Annotated in this window: 14 protein-coding genes; 9 read left to right on the forward strand and 5 right to left on the reverse strand. The window is 52.5% G+C overall.

Going from position 1 to position 16,988, the window contains the following annotated elements:
• Positions 1 to 163: 163 nt before the first annotated feature.
• Positions 164 to 568: a DUF6465 family protein gene (locus MCJ35_RS26110; RefSeq protein WP_025484510.1), complete on the forward strand. Its 405-nt coding sequence runs from the start codon at positions 164 to 166 to the stop codon at positions 566 to 568.
• 73 nt (positions 569 to 641) lie between these two features.
• On the opposite strand, the gene MCJ35_RS26115 is transcribed toward MCJ35_RS26110, so the two are convergent.
• On the reverse strand, positions 642 to 3,647 hold the full coding sequence (locus MCJ35_RS26115; RefSeq protein WP_025484509.1) for an insulinase family protein: 3,006 nt from the start codon (positions 3,645 to 3,647) through the stop codon (positions 642 to 644).
• Between the two features lie 739 nt (positions 3,648 to 4,386).
• On the opposite strand from MCJ35_RS26115, the gene MCJ35_RS26120 reads away from it, so the two are divergent.
• From MCJ35_RS26120 to MCJ35_RS26155, 8 genes are all read left to right on the forward strand, one after another.
• Positions 4,387 to 5,124 (forward strand): Crp/Fnr family transcriptional regulator, encoded by a 738-nt coding sequence (locus MCJ35_RS26120; protein ID WP_008723514.1) that lies wholly within the window; start codon positions 4,387 to 4,389, stop codon positions 5,122 to 5,124.
• A complete protein-coding gene (locus tag MCJ35_RS26125) occupies positions 5,121 to 5,423 on the forward strand; it encodes a hypothetical protein (RefSeq protein ID WP_025484508.1) in 303 nt (100 codons plus the stop codon). The genes MCJ35_RS26120 and MCJ35_RS26125 overlap by 4 nt, the downstream gene beginning before the upstream one ends.
• A 178-nt stretch (positions 5,424 to 5,601) precedes the next feature.
• Entirely contained in the window at positions 5,602 to 6,630 is a 1,029-nt protein-coding gene (locus MCJ35_RS26130) for a BMP family lipoprotein (RefSeq protein WP_162158532.1), read from the forward strand.
• Positions 6,631 to 6,664: 34 nt separating this feature from the next.
• Positions 6,665 to 8,185: an ABC transporter ATP-binding protein gene (locus MCJ35_RS26135; protein WP_025484504.1), complete on the forward strand. Its 1,521-nt coding sequence runs from the start codon at positions 6,665 to 6,667 to the stop codon at positions 8,183 to 8,185.
• A complete protein-coding gene (locus MCJ35_RS26140) occupies positions 8,178 to 9,239 on the forward strand; it encodes an ABC transporter permease (protein ID WP_025484503.1) in 1,062 nt (353 codons plus the stop codon). The genes MCJ35_RS26135 and MCJ35_RS26140 overlap by 8 nt, the downstream gene beginning before the upstream one ends.
• On the forward strand, positions 9,236 to 10,162 hold the full coding sequence (locus MCJ35_RS26145; protein ID WP_025484502.1) for an ABC transporter permease: 927 nt from the start codon (positions 9,236 to 9,238) through the stop codon (positions 10,160 to 10,162). Before MCJ35_RS26140 ends, MCJ35_RS26145 begins: the two co-directional genes overlap by 4 nt.
• A 13-nt stretch (positions 10,163 to 10,175) precedes the next feature.
• Positions 10,176 to 11,705, forward strand: coding sequence for a sulfatase family protein (locus MCJ35_RS26150; RefSeq protein WP_025484501.1), 1,530 nt, complete (start codon positions 10,176 to 10,178; stop codon positions 11,703 to 11,705).
• Positions 11,706 to 11,776: 71 nt separating this feature from the next.
• A complete protein-coding gene (locus tag MCJ35_RS26155) occupies positions 11,777 to 13,330 on the forward strand; it encodes a sulfatase family protein (RefSeq protein WP_025484500.1) in 1,554 nt (517 codons plus the stop codon).
• Positions 13,331 to 13,717: 387 nt separating this feature from the next.
• Here the strand turns inward: MCJ35_RS26155 and MCJ35_RS26160 are convergent, their stop codons facing one another.
• From MCJ35_RS26160 to modA, 4 genes are read right to left on the reverse strand one after another with little or no spacing between them, the layout of a single operon-like run.
• Complete coding sequence (locus tag MCJ35_RS26160) at positions 13,718 to 14,485, reverse strand: membrane protein (RefSeq protein ID WP_025484497.1); 768 nt, start codon at positions 14,483 to 14,485, stop codon at positions 13,718 to 13,720.
• The gene (locus MCJ35_RS26165) at positions 14,482 to 15,201 is read right to left on the reverse strand and encodes an ABC transporter ATP-binding protein (RefSeq protein ID WP_025484496.1); all 720 of its coding nucleotides are present in this window, start codon (positions 15,199 to 15,201) and stop codon (positions 14,482 to 14,484) included. Before MCJ35_RS26165 ends, MCJ35_RS26160 begins: the two co-directional genes overlap by 4 nt.
• On the reverse strand, positions 15,202 to 16,029 hold the full coding sequence (locus MCJ35_RS26170) for an ABC transporter permease (protein WP_025484495.1): 828 nt from the start codon (positions 16,027 to 16,029) through the stop codon (positions 15,202 to 15,204).
• A complete protein-coding gene (gene modA / locus MCJ35_RS26175; RefSeq protein WP_025484494.1) occupies positions 16,013 to 16,933 on the reverse strand; it encodes a molybdate ABC transporter substrate-binding protein in 921 nt (306 codons plus the stop codon). The genes MCJ35_RS26170 and modA overlap by 17 nt, the downstream gene beginning before the upstream one ends.
• Positions 16,934 to 16,988: the final 55 nt, after the last annotated feature.

Below are 16,988 nucleotides of genomic sequence, written 5' to 3' on the forward strand. Positions count from 1 at the left end.
TAAAATGCCGTACAACCAGCATGCGAATCAAAAAGTAAACCGTTAATGCTACCAGAAATCCACACAGAACCCACCGCAATTTGCATATCCGCGTCATTGACAGATATTGGGGATAAGCCGTATAATTTTCATAGAAAATGTATAAACGAAAAGAGGAAATGGAATGGCAAGACCAAGAAGGAATACAGCTGCGGCTGCAGCAAAAGTGGATACAGCGGAGACGGTGCAGGCAGTTAAGGAAGAAAGCGGCGTGTGTGCTGCTGGGGAAAAGGGCACTGTCAGCGCAGCTGGACAGAAAAATACCGCTTGTGTGGCTGAGGAGAAGAACGATGCCAGCGTGGCTGAAGAGAAGAACACCACCCATGAGGCAGGCAGAACCGTGGTTGTAGAGTTTGCAGGAAAGCAGATAATGGCTAAGGATGTCCTTCAGAAAGCCGAGGAGGCCTATCTGGCGGCCCACAAGGATGTTGAAATCAAGACTCTGGAGCTTTATATTTCACCAGAGCAGAATGCGGCCTACTATGTGGTGAACGGCGAGGCATCTGAGGATTTTGTGGTTCAGTTATAATAAAAAAGAATGATATGTATAACGCCGCCTGTCCGGGAAAAATTCCTGGCAGGCGGCGTTTGTGGATTGTAGCTCATGGCCTGTATACAATGATTTCATCAAAACACCCAGCACTCCTTTGGATTGCCCGTTCATTGCCCACTGTCACGATTGGCCCCTGTTCCAGTAAGTCATGGATGATCCGCGATGCCTCGGCCTGGTGCTCCAGCCGGGCATTTTTAATGTCCGCAATCATAAGGTTAATCTGATCCGTGTCAATTCCGGCCATGGCCCGGCGCATGTACCGCATGCGGTTATTCAGGGTTCCGGCAGGCGGCAGGGCCTGGGCGTAGGCGCTCAGGATATAGCCGTCCAGGTCCTGCTGTGTCAGGGAAATGTCCATGAGTGCCTTCCCGGTATTGGAGAACAGCTCCAGGGTGGACCTGACTTCGGGGTCAGCGGTGCTCCACAAGGTAAAATATCCAGCCGGAATGTAGAAATCGATTCCGCTGTCATATGCCCCGCCCTGATAGCGTATGGCAGGCTTCAGGTATTTGTCCGCACATGCCATGAGGAAGGGGAGATACCTGCCTTTAAAGCCTGTATTTCCACGGAAATCTCCCATCATGCGGGTTTCCTGGGCAGGGGCGTCCACACATATGGCCAGCTTCTGCTTCTGGGGCGGTAGGATGAAGGGCGTGTATCGGGACTGGGCGGCAAGACAGGAATCCTTGTTTGCCGTGGGCCTGGCGGTATCTGACTGTTTGGTATCATGTTCTCTTTCAAGTCTGGTATCATAATCTCTTCCAAGCATACCCAGCTGTCTTATGGCTTCCTGTTCCACTTCCCCTAAGGCATCCGGGTTTGCGGAGGCCATGAATGTGAAACGGCTTCCGGATAATATGGCAGTGGAAATATGCCGCAGTGTGTCTGTTACCTTTCCGGCGTATTCCGGTTCCTCCCTCAGTTTGCTGGCCACATCTTTCAGGAAATAATAAACGTGCTGACTGTTGAGCAGGTTCCTGAACCTGCACTCCTGCCTGATATAGCCTTCCGCCAGGCTGAAGGACAGGGAGGATGCCATATCAGCCCGGGACAGGTCGTAATCAGGGAGATATTTTTCAAGGATACGCAGTATGGTGGGAATGTCATCGTATTCCCCTCCGCCTATAATATCCAGGAGGAAATCCAGGCTTTCGGCAAAGTCCGCGGTGAGTCCGTACCAGAACACGGTCATCATGGGACGGCTGTCGGCTCCGGCCGCAGAATCCAGATAGAGTTCGTCAAAGGTGCAGTCGTGGAGGTATTCCTGTTCCAGGGTCTTTTGCTGCTCCACTGTATACCGGCTTGTATCCAGCTCCGTCAGCAGCATCTGATACAGGGACAGGAATTTAAGCTCATCCCGGGGGATAAGGCTTAAATCAAAGTATATCTGGTAGCTTCCGACCGCATCCACGCTGGAGGGAGCAGTGTAGCTGGTTATGGTCCCAAATTCCCTTTTTTGAAAAGGAGCACCCGGCCCAGGGGCCGGAAGGTCTTTTGGATGTATGAGGAAATCCATATTGCCCCAGTCCAGGGAATTCCACTGACGGAAGGACTCCGTGTCCTTACACAGGCGGCGCCGTTCATCCATGGACATGGAATCCAGTGTTTCCTTCAGGTATTGTTCTTTTTCTTCCTCCAGTGCTTCTGCCATTCCGGGGCAGGGAACCGTTACGACAACGGCGCTGGTTTCAGGGGTAAGCGCCCGGGAAGCCAGCATTTTAAGGATGTCCTGGCTGTTGTCACCGGCGAATCTGCGGGAGGCCGTTTCGTAGAGCTGGAAATAGTCTGTTTTGCCTGTCTGGCTCCAATACCTTCCGATTTCCTCGGAAATGTTAAAGCCCAGATGTGAACCTTCCCTGGTTAATGCATCACTTAGCCTGTTTTCCTTCATGGCTGCCTGGTACAGTTCATGGGCAACGCCATGGGCGCTGATTTCCTGCAGTGCGGACTGGATGGTACGGCAGAACGCCTCCTTCTGTTCCTCATCCCCATTCCTCAGACGGAACCGCAGGGACGGGCCGGGCAGGAGAAGGTCCAGATATACCTCCATCACGTTGTTGATTCCGGCTTCCCTTGCGCACCGGTGCCAAGGAGAGGTGTCGCTGTCCAGAATGTCTGTAAATAAATCCCAATATATCAATTCCTCCTGGCTGCTGCCTGTAAGGTCGATGGCATAGTCAATGATGGAGGCCTGTTCCCTGGGACTGTCCGAGTAGGCAGGACTTTCAGCGGTAAGGGAACGTTTGCCTGGGACGGGCATCTGGTCCATGGCAGATAACAGGGAGCGGTGCGTACCTGTATAATGGGACAGGTGTTCCCGGTCAAGGAATTCAAGCACTGCCCGGTAATCCATCTTCCCGTAAAGCACCATCAGGCAGTTAGAGTAGTCATAGCATCGGTTAAATGCCTCTTTCACAAGTTCAAATGTAAGTTCCCTGTAATGGAGATGAAGTCTTCCAAGGAGATTGGAAGAGGGAAGTCCCGGATAGAGGGCTTTTGCCGTGAAGCTGTCGGCATTTTCCTGGATATCCGTGAGATGGCCCCAGTCCTCGCTGAGCACAGTGCCCTGTATGGACAGGGGGCCCTCCGGGTCCTCCAGCTCCAGACGCAGCGCCTCCCGCAGATAGAAATTCCTCTCCTTCAGCGCATCCGGTTCCTCCATGCAGCACAGATACACATCCATCAGTTTTATGAGCTGTTCCTGGCTCAGCGTACATATGGGGTAACAGGTATATGTATTATCCGTAAGCCCGTTCATGAAGGTGGAATAGCTCTTGCTGTCCATGTCAAAGAAAATATCCCGGCTGGGATACTTGCGGCAGGAGGATAAAAGGAGGTGTTCCAGTATGTGGTTGGTGTCGGTCTCGTCAAACTGGGGCGTCCTATAAATCAGGTTAAACCCCAGTTCCGGGTCATCGTTCTGTATAAATAAAAGCCGGGCGCCGCTGCGGGCGTGGTAAAACTCCACGGTCCGGGCACCCAGCATGTGTATGAATCCAAGTTCAGTCACGGTGAATCCTGATACGGTTTCCCCGGTTCCTGGCAAAGATACCATGATATGTCTCCTTTCACATGCAAACCTCACTATACTATAGCATTTTGCCCGGGGGTTTTGCAAGGAGTACCTATCCACAAAAACAAGAACCGAAGTGAAGGACGCTATTTTATGCATGTAAACAAGAGTTATTACTGCACATAGCATGATTACAAAGGTAAATAAATCGCCATATGTAACATACATGAGCACCAGCCCCTTTATTTGTATGAGTAGGCGGCTGGACATATCGCCCCATCGGTTCCCCTGGTAAATATATTATATTGTCATGATGCTGACCGAATTAAGTTCCGGGGCCTGTCTCATTCAATCTTTGTGGAATCATTTCCTCTATATACTCCAATAAATCCCAATGCCGATAATTGTTCCAGTAATAAAAGCAGTTTAATATAAGAAATATCCATATATAAAAGTATGGATTGGTGTAATCAGTTTGCCAATGAAAAAGTACCAAAAATATCGTAAGGCTGATTCAACAAAGGACCTTTTCAGGAACAGGTTTGAATCTGATAAAGGTTTATGTGACATGTGTCATAGCAAACCAGCCACGGGAAGCAGGCACGTAAAGTGCAATATGCACAAAGAATACCAGATAAATTCAATAATTTGCATAAAAATCATTTACTATGACACGTGTCATAGCAAAATGGCATAAAGTCCGCTATGCTTAAGACAACGTAATGATTTGAACTTAAGAACTTGAATATATGGCCATATGGAAGTCTAAGGAGAGAATACGATGCGTGAAAAGACAGATAGTACTTTATTAAACGTGATACAGCTGGTAAACCAGGAGAGCAGCAGGGGAACCCTGGACCTGGAAATGATAAAGCCGTATCTGAATGAGTTCATCCGCGCAAGGTTTGTGCCAAAGGGAGGATATATAACCACGGAGGATGTCATCATTAAGCGGGTTTATTACATCATCACAGGTTCCTTTTATGAACTTCGTTCCTCTGAACAGGGCAAGACAAATCTCCTGTCCAGGAAGAAGGCGCCGGAGTTCCTGGGCGTTGACCGGGCAGTGAATCCAAGGAAGGCAAGCCTTTCCACCAACCTGGCCCTTGAACCCTGTATCGTATTGGAGATAGACACCAATTATTTTGTTAAAAGCCTGAAGGAAAACGGAGAGCTGGGGCTGGAAATCATTAAAAATATCTGTGCAAAGCTGTCCAGGGCCTCCTACCGCTCAGACCATATCCTGTTCCACACCACCGGGGAAAAGCTGATGCTGTATATCATCCGGTACTGGGAGGAATATCACACTGGGGGAAATGAGTGCACGGTGGACGTAAAGAACATGTATATTGCAGATGACATTGGCGTCAGCACCAGGACATTGTACCGGGCGCTGAATGAGATGAAGGACCAGGGGCTTTTAAATGTGGTCAGGGGAAATATTGTGGTGACTTCTGCACAGATCCAGATGATACGCAGAAGATGCGAAAGTTTTATGGAAGGTGGTGACCTGGAGTGAAGATAATGGAAATATCGCTGGCCGTGGCCGAAGAAAAACAGGATAAATGGTATGATGAGGGGCATTTTAAATCCCTGCTCACCTCACTACTGGAAGAAGGCAGGTATCTTCAGTGCAGGTATGAGGGCAACATCCTGATTCTTTCCGGGGATGCCAAGGCAGTGTTTGACGAAAGCGGGAACATGCTGGAGCTTTACGACCTGAAACAGGATGCTCAGGAGAACCTGGCGGGCAGGAAGGAAGCGGCGGAACTGGAGTTTGAAATGATTTTATTGCTGTCGAAGTTTAATATGGAGTAATCCTGGCGCGGGGAATTGGAAACCGGATAAACAGAGAATATGTAATTTGCAGATGATGGGATTGAAGAAGATACAGCTAAAGAAAAATTCAGTATGAAGAAGTAGCTATAGCACACAGAGAAGGAGAAGCCATATGATGAAGGGACATTTACATAGAAACGTAATAGGTTTACTTACAATGGGGTTACTTACAGCCGCCGCCATGGTCATGATGACCGCCTGTTCCGGCAGCGGGAACGGCGAGGTAAAGGCGCAGGAAACATCCGGCGCAGGCGGAACGGACATCCAGGCCGCGTTCATCGTGGACCGGCTGGGGGACAATGCCGCCAATGATGAGAGCTACCGGGGTATCCAGGAGTTCGAGGCAAAGACCGGCATAAAGGTTACCACCGTGGAAGCGCCGGAGCTGCAGGACCACGAGATCAACGCCCGTACCTTTGCACAGGAGGGGTATGACCTGATCATAGATGCGACCTCCTTTACGTCGGAGATTTACGAGGCACTGGCGCCTGAGTTCCCGGACAGCCACTTTGTAATCGTGGACGGCACTGTGGACGGCCAGGACAATGTCACCAGCCTCCGCTGCCGTCCTGAGGAAGCCGCATTCCTGACAGGCGCATTTAATGTCCTGATGAACCAGGAGCTGGGCGGCGGTAACAAGGCGGCCTTCATCGGGGGCATGAGGAACCCGGACCTGGAGCGTTCCCAATACGGTTTTACGGCAGGGGCTGAATATGTTGGGGGAGAAGCAACCGTTGTATATGTGGGCAATTTTACCGATGTTGCAAAGGGCAAGGAAATCGCGCTCCAGCTTTACAACAATGGGATGAAGCTGGTGCAGGCATTTGCTGGCGGGGCCGGGATGGGCGTTTACCAGGCAGCGGAGTCGGTTGGGGAAGGCGTCTACGCAATCGGGGGTGCGGCAGGCCAGTTTAACCTGTCAGATTCCATCATTGCATCCCAGGTAAAGCTTACCGGCAACCCAATCTACGATGTATGCATGGAATTTTACGAGGGCGGCCTTGAGGGCGGTATCCGGCAGTTTGGGCTGAAGGAAGGCGCTGTGGGTATCAAGTATAACCCGCTCCATGAAGAGGAAGTGCCAGGGGACATCAAAACACAGCTGGAAGAGATACAGGGAAAGATTGTAAGCGGGGAAATCGTTCCTCCATCCAACGAGGACAGCTTTCATGCATTTGGGAAGTAAGGACATTTAACGCTCATAGCAAGGGGGAACATACATGGATCCTGCAGTTGATATGAAGGGAATCACCATGCGCTTTGGCAAGGTGGTTGCCAATGACAAGGTGGATTTTTCAGTGGAAAAAGGAGAAATCCTTGCCCTGGTAGGGGAAAATGGGGCAGGAAAATCCACATTAATGAATATTCTTTACGGTCTTTACATCCCCACGGAGGGTACCATCCACATCAATGGGGAGAAGAAGGTATTCCACTCAGCCATCGACGCAATGGCGGCCGGGGTGGGGATGGTACACCAGCATTTTATGCTGATCCCAAGGCTTACGGTTACGGACAATATTGTACTGGGCCAGGAGCCTCACAAAGGAATCCGTTACAGCCATGGAAAGGCCAGGGAGGAGGTCCTGGAACTGTGCAGGCAGTACGACATGAAGCTGGATGTGGACAGCCGGGTGGCGGACATTTCCCTGGGAATGCAGCAGCGGGTGGAAATCATAAAGGCCCTGTACCGAAGGGCGGACATATTGATCCTGGATGAGCCGACGGCAGTCCTCACGCCCCAGGAGATTGACGAGCTGGGACGGATGCTTCAGAAGCTGAAGGCCATGGGGAAGACAATCATCATCATTACCCACAAGCTTCAGGAAGTCATTGATTTCAGCGACCGGGTAACCGTGTTAAGACAGGGAAAATGGATTGGCACCGTGAAAACACAGGAGACCACCGCGGAAGAGATTACGGAAATGATGGTGGGCAGAAGCGTCAGTCTGGGCGGCGGTAAGAAAGAGGTTGTGTCCAGGGAGGATATCCTGGAACTGAGAGGCGTTTCTTACCACAATGGACAGAAGGAAAAGCTGAAGGATATTAACCTGAATGTCTGTAAAGGGGAAATCCTTGGAATCGCAGGCATTGACAACAGCGGCCAGAAGGAACTGACCGAGGTCATAACAGGCGTCCTGAAACCGTCGGCGGGACAGGTCCTGCTGAAAGGGCAGGAGATTACGGGACATGCTGTCTCCGATATCAGGAAACAGGGCGTGGGCTTCATTCCCCAGGACCGCCACAGGCATGGGCTTGCCCTAAGCCAGAACATAAGGGATAACCTGATCCTGGGCTATCAGAGGGAGAAGGAATATAACCAGAAGGGATGTTTCTTCAATGAAAAGGCGGTCAGCCGCGATGTGGAAGAGAAGATAAAGGAATTTGATATCCGGCCCGCGGACATGCAGCTTCTGGCCCAGGGACTGTCCGGGGGCAACCAGCAGAAGATCATCGTGGCAAGGGAGGTCAGCCATGCAGGCAGCCTGATTATTGCGGACCAGCCCACCAGAGGCGTGGACATCGGCGCCATTGAACTGATCCACAAAACCCTGGTGGATGCCAGGAATGCAGGCAAGGCCGTGCTGCTGGTTTCCCTGGAACTGGACGAGGTCATGATGCTTTCTGACCGGATTGCAGTCATGCATGATGGGGAAATCATGAAAATCCTTCCGGGAAACCAGGCCACCAGGGAGGAAATCGGCCTCTTAATGGCAGGAGGAAGGATGGCAGAAGATGAATAAAGGAAAAAAGGAAATGATGGCAAATGTACTGACGCCATTGGTCATTATATGCATGGCCTTTCTGTTTGCCTCGGTGCTGATATTGTCGGCGGGCTTTAACCCCGTGGCGGCGTTCTACCACCTTTTTGCAGGCGCCTTTGGGACGAAAGCCAGCTTAATCAACACAATTAATAAAGCGGTTCCCATTGCATTTGCAGGATTTGCAGTGGCCCTTTCCAAGAAAGCAGGCATTTTCAATATCGGTATCGAGGGGCAGCTGATATTCGGGGCATTTGGCAGCGTGCTGCCGGGCATTTTCTTAAAGGGACTTCCGGCGGTCATCCATATACCGGTCTGTCTTTTATCGGGGATGCTGTTCGGGGCCGCCTACGCCCTGCTCCCCACCCTGCTTTTCGTAAAGCGCGGCACCAACCTGATGGTGATGGGAATCATGATGAACAACATAGCCAGCCTTGTGATTACATATCTGATCGTGGGACCATTTGCAGGAAAGAATGCAACGGTCAGTTCCACCGAGATGGTGGAAGAAAGCGCATTCCTGCCCTATATCATCACAAAACCCAACAAGCTTTCCATTGGAATCCTGATTGTGTTCGCAGTGGCGTTCCTTATGTGGCTGTTCATCAACAAGACCAGCATTGGCTACGAGCTTAAGATGTGCGGCGCCAACCGTCAGGCCGCGCGTTATTCCGGGATTAAGGTGACATTCTATATGACGGCGGCCCTTTTACTGAGCGGCGCCCTGGGCGGCCTGGCAGGGGGAGTGGAAATCCTGGGGAATTATCACAGGATGTATGACAGCTTTTCGCCCGGCTATGGCTTTGACGGCATCCCCATCGCCCTTTTGACGGGCGGAAACCCCATTGGGGTGATTGCGGGAGCGCTGCTCTTTGGCGCACTGCGTGTGGGGGCCATGAAAATGCAGACCCAGGTAGGCGTTTCCACTGAAATCATAACCGTTATCCAGGGAACCTTGGTGGTCCTGATTGCATGTGAGTCCCTGATCCGTTTCCGACTGTCCAGGGCCGGCAGGAGAAAGGAGGAAAAAGCATGAACTCCATAGTAACCGTAATGCTGATATCCCTTCTGCGCCTGGCAATCCCCATTGTCATCTGCGGAATCGGAAACATGTACTGTGAAAAATCCGGCGTCATGAACCTGGGCGCGGAAGGAATGATGATATCCGGCGCCTTTGGCGCGGTAGCAGGGACCTATCTCACCGGAAGTCCCTGGCTGGGGGTCCTGTGCGGCCTGCTTGGCGGCCTGGCGGTGGGATTTGCCCATGGGCTTATCTGCGTGGAGTTTGGCGGATACCAGAACATCAGCGGCCTGGGGCTTAACATGCTGGCGGCAGGGCTTACCTCCTTTTGCTGCAGGAGCCTTTTTGGGACCGGCCTGTCCCCCGCCGTGGCATCCATCCAGACAACGCCTGTTTTAAAGGGAATACCGGGAATCGGCGGTTTCTTACAGCAGTTTTCCCCAATCGCATATATCACCATTGCCCTGGTGGCTGTTTCCTGGTATGTGGTGAAATATACAACGGCCGGACTCCGCATGACCGCCATTGGGGATGACCCCCAGACAGCGGTGACGGCCGGCATCGATATATGGAAGATACGCATGGGCTGCGTGATGCTCTGCGGCGCCCTGGCAGGACTGGCAGGAGCCTATATGTCAATCGGACAGCTGAACATTTTCATGGAGGATATGACTAATGGAAAAGGTATGCTGGCTGTCATTGCCGTGAAGATGGGAAGGTGGGAGCCAAAGCGCATCGTGCTCATCGCCCTGCTGTTCGGGTTCTTTGACGCGCTGCAGCTCCAGCTTCAGATGAACAATGCCTTCCATTTCCCGCCGGAGTTAATCCAGACCATCCCCTTTGTGGTGGGCATCCTGATACTGGCCATGGACTCTGTAACGGCTACCAATCCCCAGGCGCTGGCCAAACCATTTTTAAAGAATAAATATAAATTCTAAGGAGCAGATAATTGTGAGCAGAAGACCTAATATTGTATATATTTTAAATGACCATCAGGCTTTTTACGGCCATGGCCAAAATGGAAGCCAAGGACCAAAACGTCCCTGTTTTGAGAAGTTTGCGGCCGAAGGCGCTGAGTTCACCAACACCTACTGTGTATCGCCCATGTGCGGACCGGCCAGGCGCAGCATGCTGACCGGGCTATATCCCCATACCCATGGCCAGGTGCATAATGAAAATGACCCGGAGTACAAACATGAGGTATACCTGGATAACCTGGCGGCCGGGGGCTATAAGAACTACTATTTTGGAAAATGGCACGCAGGCCCGGGCTGTGCTTATGACCATCACTGCGAGGGCTTATCCGAAACCGGATACGGCAACCCCTACAACACCCAGGAATATGATGATTACCTGAAACGCCGCGGACTTCCAAGGGCCCAGCACAGGATAGAGCGGGTGTTTACCCAGGACGACTATGATAAGAAGCATTATTTCCCCAAGCTCGAGGAGGGAAAGCTTTATCAGTGCGAGGATTTCTGGTGCGGCGAACATGCCGTGGGCGTGACGGTGACGCCTAAGGAGACACATGAGGCGTTTTTCCTGGCCAATCTGGCCTGTGAACAGCTAGAGAAGCTGGCAGGGCAGAAGGGCGGGGAGGATGACCGGCCATTTACCCTGAGGGTGGATTTCTGGGGGCCGCACCAGCCCTTCTTCCCCACCCAGGAATTTTTAGACTGGTATAAGCCGGAGGATATAAAGGAATATCCCAGCTTCAGGAACGACCTTCACGACAAGCCATATACGCTGAAAATGGAAGCCAACCGTCCCCTGGGCGATGGTGAGAACATCATTTATCCCAACCCCCTGCCATGGGAGGACTGGCAGCAGATCCTTGCACACTGCTATGCCCACGGATCCCTTCTGGACGCGGCAGGCGGCCTGGTGGTGGATAAGATTAAGGAGCTGGGGCTGGATGAGGACACCCTGATAATCTGGAGCACGGACCACGGCGACGCCATTGCCTGCCAGGGCGGGCATTTTGATAAGGACTCCCATATGGCGCAGGAGGTGATGCGGATTCCGCTGGCCATGCAGTGGAAGGATGTGATAGAACCGGGAATCCGGTGCAGCGAGCTGGTATTTACCTGTGACATCCCGGCCACCATGGCGGACGTGTCCATGTGCGCCTTCACAAATCCCATTGACGGAAAAAGTCTGATTCCCCTGACCCGCACGGGACAGGAGGGAGAGGATGCAAGGAAGTCCTGGCGCAAGGAACTGATGTGTGAAACCTACGGTCACGGCTACGGTGTGACCATCATGGCGCGTATGGTAACGGATGGAAGGTGGAAATACGTGTGCACGGACCATGGGCTGGATGAGCTGTATGACCTTGAAAATGACCCTTATGAACTTAAGAATCTTGCGCTTTTAAAAGAATATGGGGCTAAGAGGGAAGAGATGCGGGATATGCTCCGCAGACAGCAGGAGCTGACAGGCGACCCGGTGGCCATGGATCAGCTGATTGTGTGTGCGTAGGGTGTGACGGCTGGAATGGATATACGGACATGCATTGACCGGGGAGGTTTCTATATAAAAGGAGAGATATTATGGCCGATACAAAAAAGATGAACATTATCATGATCCTCAGCGATGACCAGGGCAGCTGGAGCCTGGGAAGCTACGGGAATCCGGAAATACATACGCCTGTGCTGGACCGGATGGCCGGGGAGGGCCTGCGGTTTGAGAACTTTTTCTGCACCAGTCCGGTGTGTTCTCCGGCCCGGGCATCCATCCTCACCGGGAAAATGCCCTCCCAGCACGGTGTCCTGGACTGGCTGGGCGGCGGAGCCATCAACAAAGAAGACTACCGTGGATTTAAGATTGACTACAGCCATGCGGTTCCATACCTGGCAGATCCCGAGGCCAGCAAAGGCAGGCAGGTGGATGGAAAAGTGGGATTTGAGGAAACCCTGTCCTACCAAAAGTACATGAATTTTGAACGGGGGCCAGTATCCTACATGAGGGACCATCTGTGTTACACGGAAATCCTGGAACAGGGCGGGTATACCTGCGGCCTTGCAGGCAAATGGCATCTGGGCAATTCCTATGAATCCCAAAAAGGCTTTTCCTTCTGGGAGGTCATTGCCAGGGGCGGCACCAATTACATGCTTCCGGAATACATGAGGAACGGAAAGCCGGTCATAGAAGAGCGGTACGTGACGGACATCATTACGGACGATGCCCTGCGGTTTTTGGAGGACAACAAGGAAAAGCCCTTCTATCTCAGCGTCCATTACACGGCGCCCCATGACCCCTGGCTCAAGGAGGACCAGCCAAGGGAGATATGGGACCTTTACAATGACTGTGGGTTTTCTTATATCCCCAACCCGCCCCGCCATCCGTGGCAGGAAGCCAGGAGGACCCAGCCTGACGATGAGAAGCAGCGCAGGGAGTACATCCAGGGTTATTATACCTGCGTGACGGCCATGGACAGGAATATCGGCCGGATCATGGATTATCTGAAAGCCAGCCATCTGGATGAGAATACCATGGTGATTTTCCTGGCTGACAATGGCTTTAATATAGGCCACCACGGCGTGTGGGGAAAGGGAAATGCAACCTTCCCGCTGAATATGTATGAGAGTTCCGTAAAAGTCCCCTGCATTATCTGGGGCGCCGGGGTCAGGGGAGGTAAGGTGAATGAGGCCCTGGTAAGCCAGTACGATTTATTCCCCACCATTCTTGACGTGACGGATACCGTGAACCCGCAGGTGGAACAGTATATGGATTCCCTTCCCGGGACCAGCATGAAACCAATCCTAAGGGGAGAAAAGGAACAGATACGGGATGAAGTGGTGGTATATGAGGAATACGGCCCCGTGCGGATGATCCGCGACGACCGCTATAAACTGGTATACAGGACACCCTATGGACCGCATGAGCTGTTTGACTTAGAAAAAGACCCGGATGAGGAGCACAACTGCTTCGATGCCCCGGAGTACAGAGGCATTAAGGCGGACCTGTTCCAACGGCTTGAGAAATGGTTTGAGGCTTACACACTGGAAAAGTATGACGGCCGCAAATTCCCCGTGAAAGGGGACGGACAGATGGAGCGGCTGGAGAAGTATGGTACTGAGACAACGGTGTTTAAATCGTTTTGAGTTTCATATGCGCCGACTGGGCTCAGCCGGCGCATTTACGCTTGGTGGCACTGAGTCTAGCCGACGCATTTACGCCGGGCGTCACTGAGCCCAGTCAACGCATTTACGCCGGGCGTCACTGAACCCGGTCGGCGCATTTACGCCAGGCGCCACTGAGTCCAGTCGGCGCATTTACGCCGGGCATCACTGAGTCCAGTCGGCGCATTTACGCCGGGCGTCACTGAGCCCAGTCAACGCATTTACGCCCGGTGTCACTGAGTCCGGTCGGCGCATTTACGCCAGGCGCCACTGAGTCCGGTCGGCGCATTTACGCTGGGCGTCACTGAGTCCGGTCGGCGCATTCACGCCGGGCGTCACTGAGCCCAGTCAACGCATTCACATCTGCCGTCACTGATACCTGTCGGCAAAACACAGCCGCGGCAGCCCAAGGAGGGCGGCGGCTCCGGCCAGGGTCGTCCCATAGAATAATATCTTATCCTTCAGGTAAAGGAAGTCCACGATGCTTCCGTTACAGACCGTACTTCCCGTGCAAAGCACCAAATCCGCCCAGCTGCAGATGGACCGGCTTACACAGGGAATCCCTCCGTCCTCTACCAGGACGCCGTAGCGCGTCTGACCGATGTTCACAGGACTTAAATCAGCCGCCCGCACAGGAAATTGTCCGGACAGGCGCTCCAACAGGGACGGTTGGTAGCCAATCAGTCCAATCCTGGGTTGTCCGTATACGCTGGAAATATACTCCGCCGCATCCGCCGCGCACTGCTCCGGGCCGTCGCACCGGCAGTGGACCGTACATTCCACCTTCCCCAGGTGTTTCATCACGGCGTTGAGGGCGGCAATGAACAATCCGCGGTCATGGGAATCCTTCTCTATATCCAGGGCGCATATATCCTGAAGCGTCCCCTTAAAAACAGAAGGCGCATCTGTAAATGCCTGCCCAAGGGCGCCCATGCATTCGGCCTGGACCATCACGTCCTTGCCTGTTATGATTGGAAAATCCCTTCGCTCAGTAATCCCGATGGCTTCCTCCGGGGTCAGGGAACGTGTATTGATTTCCACCCTTTCCTTAAGGATTCCCTCCTTTTCCAACAGTCCTGAGAATCTGGATTTTAATTCCCTGTAAAATGTATCCGCTGTAATTGCATCTTCTATCATATCCTTTGATTCCTCCCAAGAAATTGTTCAACTTCATCGCTATAATGTCCATCCATGAGCCTGTCTGCCAAGACCACGGCCTTCAGCTGTCCGTCCAGCAGGATACCTACCCTGTGGGCCAGCATCCGGGCCTCGGTGAAATCATGGGTGACAAAGATAATGGTACACTGGAAACGTTCATGTATCTTCTTAAGTTCCAGGTAAAGCTGCTGTCTGGTAGCAGGGTCCAGGGCTGAGAACGGTTCGTCCAGAAGAAGGATTTCCGGTTTAAGGGCCAGCGCCCTGGCCAGCGCGGTGCGCTGGCTTTCCCCTCCGCTTAAGGTACCGGGATACTGGTTCCTGATATGGGTTATGGACAGCATTTCCATAAGGGTGCCTGCCCTCCTGCCCTGCTCGTCCTTGGAGAAGCCGTGCATTTTCAGGCCGTATACGATGTTGTCATAAACCTTCATATGCGGAAATAGTCCGTGGTCCTGGTACACAAAGCCGAGCCTGCGGTTAAAGGGCGGGATATCCATGACGTCAACGCCGTCATAAAGGACAGAACCGCCGTTTCCCGGGAACATGCCCCCTATGGCCTCCAGCAGAACGGTCTTACCGGACCCTGTACGTCCCAGTATAGCAAAGATTTCCCCTTTTTCAATGGTAAGGGACAGGGGATTTAGTGTAAAACTTCCCCTCTTCACGGTAAAATTGTGGATAAGGATTTCTTTCACTTAATGTCCCACCTGCCTTTCACGTCCATAGGGGGATTTCCCAAGAACCTGGGCCAGCGCCAGGGTACAGCCGGAAATCATCAGCATGAGCATGGCTGTTGCCATGGCCGTTGAATTATTCCCGGTTGAGATGCTCAGATAGATGCTGCCTGGCAATGTCTCGGTTTTAAAACGGGTCACGCCCACCAGCATAAGGGTTGCCCCAAATTCCCCTAAAGCCCTGGACCAGGTCAGGATGAAGGCGCTGGTCAGGCTGCCCCGGCACAGGGGAAGGAGGATGGTAAGAAAGCATTTCCAAGGGGAAGCGCCCAGGGTCTGTGCGATGAATTCAAGCCTTTGGTCCGACGCCTCAAAGGCAGTCCGTATTAAACGGACCGCATAAGGAAGGTTTACCAGGATATGGGCCATCACGATTCCCGCAGGGGAGAAAACCACTTTGAATCCCTGCTCCTTCAGCCATTTACCGGCAGGTGAAGAAAAGATGATGAGAAGGCTGAGTCCCAGAAGGATATAGGGAAGGGAGAGGGTAAGCTCAATCATCAGGCCGGACAGACGTTTAAATGGCATGTCTGTCCGTGTAAGGGCGTAGGCAGTGGGGAGCGCCAGGGCCATTACGATGACAGTGGATATACTGGCAGTGACAACGCTGAGACGGAAAGCGGATAAGATTTCCTCTGAACGTATGGTTTCGGCAAAGCAGGGAAGCCCGCTGACCATGACAGCGCTGATTGCGCTGCCGATGAAGAGTATCACCAGCAGCGCGGTCCCGATGGTTATGGCTGAGAATAAATCAAACCGTTTACGGCGTTTCCTATTCCACGATCTCATATCCGTATTTCATCCATATTTCTTTGGCGGCGTCAGTGTTTAAGTACTGGTTGAATGCATTAAGGGCGTCCTTATCCGAAGCGCAGCTTAAGGAAGCGGCAGGGATGGTCTTGATGTATGGTTCCAGGTCTTTTGTGTCCACGATTTCCACGCCCTGCGCGTCGCAGTTCTCCTTCCAGACAATGGCTGCATCGGCCTCGCCCGCTGCCAGGGCAGTGGACATCTGGGGCGCGGTGGCCGTGGTTGCCTCAATCTGCACCTGGTCAAAGATGCCGGCATCGGTCATGGCCTTTTTGGCAATCTTGCCGATGGGAGTGGAGTCCACATCCCCCATGATAAGACTTACGCCATCCCCGGCCAGGTCTGATAATCCCATGATATTCTTGGGATTGCCGCTCTGCACTGCCAGGACGGGGATATGTTTAACCAAATCTTTTTTGTTCTCCACATAGGATTCCACCGGCTTCAGTTCATCCCCGGAGCCGGCAACAAACATGTCTCCTTCCTCGGAAGTGGTTATCTGTGACTGAATCTGGCCCGCGTTGGCATAGGTGGCATTTACCTCGCACCCCGTGGCGTTTTTGAATGCATCGGCGATTTCCTGGAACGGCTTTGTCATCCCGGCGCCGCAGTATATCATCAGGGTGTGGCCTGTGAGGTCGGGCAGGTTGGGGAGTTTTGCGGGCTTGGAAGTGTCTTTGGATATATCCGCCCCAGACTGGCTGGTGCCGGATGCGCTGCTTTCTCCGGGAGCAGTGGTTTGTGCCGGTTCAGAAGTCTCCTGATCCTGGACCTGGGGCGTGGCGGCTGCCGGGGAACCGGCCTCATTGCCTTTTGCGCATCCACCTAATACGGATGCAATCAGTGATGCAGCTAAAAAAAATGCGACTGTTCTTTTTTTCATTGTAATACCCTCCAATTAGCAAATATAGTAATATTTACCATATTATAATGGAAAA

Source organism: Enterocloster sp. OA13 (assembly GCF_022440595.1).
Lineage (GTDB): Bacteria > Bacillota > Clostridia > Lachnospirales > Lachnospiraceae > Enterocloster > Enterocloster hominis.

Bases quoted from the DNA above. Each gene is read 5' to 3' on its own strand.
- MCJ35_RS26170 (WP_025484495.1), bottom strand. From the start codon at position 16,029: ATGAGATCGTGGAATAGGAAACGCCGTAAACGGTTTGATTTATTCTCA.
- MCJ35_RS26115 (WP_025484509.1), bottom strand. From the start codon at position 3,647: ATGGTATCTTTGCCAGGAACCGGGGAAACCGTATCAGGATTCACCGTG.
- modA (WP_025484494.1), bottom strand. From the start codon at position 16,933: ATGAAAAAAAGAACAGTCGCATTTTTTTTAGCTGCATCACTGATTGCA.
- MCJ35_RS26120 (WP_008723514.1), top strand. From the start codon at position 4,387: ATGCGTGAAAAGACAGATAGTACTTTATTAAACGTGATACAGCTGGTA.
- MCJ35_RS26145 (WP_025484502.1), top strand. From the start codon at position 9,236: ATGAACTCCATAGTAACCGTAATGCTGATATCCCTTCTGCGCCTGGCA.
- MCJ35_RS26160 (WP_025484497.1), bottom strand. From the start codon at position 14,485: ATGATAGAAGATGCAATTACAGCGGATACATTTTACAGGGAATTAAAA.
- MCJ35_RS26135 (WP_025484504.1), top strand. From the start codon at position 6,665: ATGGATCCTGCAGTTGATATGAAGGGAATCACCATGCGCTTTGGCAAG.
- MCJ35_RS26110 (WP_025484510.1), top strand. From the start codon at position 164: ATGGCAAGACCAAGAAGGAATACAGCTGCGGCTGCAGCAAAAGTGGAT.
- MCJ35_RS26140 (WP_025484503.1), top strand. From the start codon at position 8,178: ATGAATAAAGGAAAAAAGGAAATGATGGCAAATGTACTGACGCCATTG.
- MCJ35_RS26155 (WP_025484500.1), top strand. From the start codon at position 11,777: ATGGCCGATACAAAAAAGATGAACATTATCATGATCCTCAGCGATGAC.
- MCJ35_RS26130 (WP_162158532.1), top strand. From the start codon at position 5,602: ATGGGGTTACTTACAGCCGCCGCCATGGTCATGATGACCGCCTGTTCC.